Raw genomic sequence first — 3,389 nt, 5'->3', positions numbered from 1 at the left:
TCGGCTTCCTTGCCAGGTACGGGTACTCGCTATAGTGCTGACCCAACCATCAAAACTATACCGCCTGGTTCTGATCCGGAATCCGATCAGACCGAGGTTGAGGTGTCAAGAGATCCAGAAACTGGTGCGATCGCGATACCTACTGTTAATTTCTATTTCCAACCAACTGCTCTCGAGGGTAACGTCACCAACAACTCAGACGATCAAGCTGTCGTTATGGCCAAAGTCGAGATTGAGGGGAGTGGTGAGTATACCTTTGCTGACAACGATGGGAACTATCTCCTGAGTGGTTTAGAAGCATCTAGGGATACATCAAGTCCTCGCCAGGTTATAGTTAAAGTTGTTGCCCAAGGCTACCAGCAAGAAACCTCTCAACTTGTAGACTTGAACCAAGGGCAAGTGACCATTCAAGATTTTTCTCTGACCAGAAAAAATGGGGTAGTAAACACCTAGTTATATCAACCGAAGAGTTAGAGAGCTTTAAAGATTTTTCTCTGACCAGAGTAAATAAACTAGGAAACACCTAGTTATATCAACCGAAGAGTTAGAGAGCTTTGCTCACATCCAGCCTTTGATTTGACTTATTCAAGGAGTAGAGAAAATGCCAACCTATTTATCGCCCGGTGTATACGTCGAGGAAGTTTCCTCCGGTTCTGCTCCAATTGTGGGAGTGGGGACCAGCACAGCAGGTTTTATCGGTGTCGTACCGGACTCGATAGACGTTCCAGAACCAAACCCTGCCTATGACCCAAGCCAAGACATAGATCCAACCAATAATCCAGCTCATATTACAAAGCCTTTTTCATCTCCTGTTACTAGTGGTGAGGTAAAGCTGTGTACTAACTTTGGTGAGTTCAAGAAGTTCTTTGGAGACTTCTCAACCGATCCAGGTCAGCGTCAGCTAGCTCACGCCGTCTATGGATTCTTTAACAACGGTGGTACTCGCTGCTATGTGGTGCGGGCAGCAGCAGAGAGTGAGATTACGGCTGACTTCCTAGAAAATACATTTGAGCCTATTGACGAAATTGCGATCGTTGCTGCCCCTGGCATTACCAACAGCAGTGTTGTCGATGCCATCATCACTCACTGTCAACAGAAGACCCAGGATCGCTTCGCTATCTTGGATAGTCAGGAAAATTTGGATGATACTTGGAAAACCATGCAACCAGGGGATGGCAATGTACCTAGCAAATCTGATTATGCCGCTTTTTACTTCCCCTGGATTCAAGTCTTCGATCCAGCCACCAACACACAGAACCCCAAAGGCGATGGTCTGCTCTATGTAGCGCCCAGTGGTCATCTCGCCGGTCTCTATGCCCGCGTCGATACACAACGAGGAGTTCACAAAGCTCCAGCGAATGAAACAATATTAGGAGCATTGGGTCTGAAGTATAACATCAGCAAAGCCCAGCAGGATGGACTTAACCCTCAAGGCATCAATTGCATCCGTAATCTCAATGGCAATATTCGAGTCTGGGGAGCACGTACCCTCGGTGGTGATGCCAATGGAGAATTTAAGTACATCAATGTCCGCCGCCTGTTCAATTATCTACGGGAATCTATTGACGAAGGTACTCAGTGGATGGTATTTGAACCCAATAATCCTGAACTTTGGGCGCAGATTACCCGTAATATTAACGCCTTCCTAACCAATGTCTGGAGTACAGGGGCTTTATTTGGGAATACACCTGAGGAAGCCTTTTACGTCAAGTGTGATGAAGAGACCAATCCCCCAGAAGTCAGAGATTTAGGTCAGGTGGTAACAGAAATTGGTGTAGCAGTGACCAAGCCAGCTGAATTTGTGATCTTCCGCCTGAGCCAGTGGGCAGGACCTAGTGGTAGCTAGGCCAGTAGGGAGTAGGGAGTAGGGAAGTAGGGAGTAGGGAGTAGGGAGTAGGGTTTTTTTGCTCAAAATCTTCCCACAGCGCGCGCCCGGGTCCCACCCCAAAGCTTACACCCCAAAGCTTACACCCCAAAGCTTACACCCCAAATCCATAGGAACAAGGAAGATCAAAGTATGGTAACTTCCCAGCAACTGACACCAGGTGTCTACCGAGAGGAGATATTCCCTAAACCAGCCCCTGGACTGTTCACAGGTGTACCTGTATTCCTAGGGTTTGCCGAGACTGGACCAATTAACTCCCCGCAGTCACTTACCCTATGGTCCCAATTCACAGAAACTTTTGGTCAGCCTCTAGCTGACGGTTACCTAGCTTATGCTGTGCGTGGGTTCTTTGAGAATGGTGGCAGCTTCTGCTTGGTTGTGCGGCTAGAAGACACAGTTTCTATCACAGAAGCACTGGGAGGACCGGGAGATGATAGTGGAGGACTAGGAGCGATCGCATCCTTGAATGAGATCGATTTGGTCTGTGTGCCAGATCTAATGCGGGGAAACCCTGACCAGGATGACGTGTTGAGGATGCAGAATGTCATCTTAGAACACTGTGATCTGCTTGGCGATCGCTTTGCCATCTTAGACTCGCTCCCTCCAGTAGCAGTACAGGTGACTCAGTCTCTAGAGAGGGTAACAGAGCAAAGGTCGAAACTGCAAGGCAAAAACGGTGCTTTGTATTATCCCTGGATTAAAGCTGAAAACGGTCCCGACTGGATGCCCCCCTGTGGTCACATTGCTGGAGTTTACGCCCGTAGCGATCAACAATTTGGCGTTCACAAAGCACCAGCCAACGAAACTATTGAAGGAATAGTGGATCTAAAGTTCAATCTGACCAATCGCGAGCAGGACATTCTCAATCCCCTTGGGGTTAATTGCCTGCGTGCCTTTCCCGGACGAGGTATTCGAGTTTGGGGAGCACGTACCCTCAGCGATGAAGCGAATTGGATCTATGTCAACGTAAAACGGCTATTCCTGACAGTGGGCAGATGGCTGGAACTGAACCTAGCAGATCTGGCCTTTGAGCCAAACGAGCTGAAGTTATGGGTACGGATTGAGCGAGAGTTGACCGCCTATTTTGAAGACTTACTCCAGCAAGGTGCCCTTAAAGGACCAACAGAACAAACAGCTTTCTACATTAAATGTGATGCTGAAACTAACCCACCCGAAGTGCGGGAAGCAGGGATGGTAGTCACAGAAATTGGTCTAGCACCTGCTATTCCCAGTGAGTTTATTACTGTGCGTATTATTCTCGGTGCTAGTGGTGTGAAAGTAGCAGCATAGGTCTGGGTTAGCAAGGCAATAGGCAACAGGCAACAGGCAATAGGCATGCTAGCAATAGGCATGCTAGCAATAGGCATGCTAGCAATAGGCATGCTAGCAACAGTCAACAGCAATTATTAGGATATTAGGAGGTTTTTGACGATGGTATTTTCTCGAAAAGATCCATACAGAGGTTACAACTTCAAAGTAGAAATCGATGGTATCACCCGCGCCG

Annotated in this window: 3 protein-coding genes; all 3 read left to right on the top strand. The window is 47.9% G+C overall.

What is annotated here, in order from left to right:
- Nucleotides 1-453 (top strand): carboxypeptidase-like regulatory domain-containing protein (locus tag F6K38_RS37440; RefSeq protein ID WP_287360063.1); only part of this gene is annotated, 453 nt, incomplete at its 5' end.
- 148 nt (nucleotides 454-601) lie between these two features.
- Complete coding sequence (locus tag F6K38_RS37435) at nucleotides 602-1,846, top strand: phage tail sheath family protein (RefSeq protein WP_287265553.1); 1,245 nt, start codon at nucleotides 602-604, stop codon at nucleotides 1,844-1,846.
- A 171-nt stretch (nucleotides 1,847-2,017) separates the two neighbouring features.
- Nucleotides 2,018-3,175: a phage tail sheath family protein gene (locus tag F6K38_RS37430; protein WP_008184129.1), complete on the top strand. Its 1,158-nt coding sequence runs from the start codon at nucleotides 2,018-2,020 to the stop codon at nucleotides 3,173-3,175.
- The last annotated feature ends 214 nt before the right edge of the window (nucleotides 3,176-3,389 follow it).

The sequence above is a fragment of the Moorena sp. SIO3B2 genome, assembly GCF_010692525.1.
Taxonomy (GTDB): domain Bacteria; phylum Cyanobacteriota; class Cyanobacteriia; order Cyanobacteriales; family Coleofasciculaceae; genus Moorena; species Moorena producens.
Note: the sequence above shows the minus strand (reverse complement) of the source record. Positions and strands in the feature narration are given on the sequence as shown.

Excerpts from the sequence above, each read along its gene's own strand:
- F6K38_RS37435 (WP_287265553.1), top strand. The coding sequence starts at position 602 with ATGCCAACCTATTTATCGCCCGGTGTATACGTCGAGGAAGTTTCCTCC.
- F6K38_RS37430 (WP_008184129.1), top strand. The coding sequence starts at position 2,018 with ATGGTAACTTCCCAGCAACTGACACCAGGTGTCTACCGAGAGGAGATA.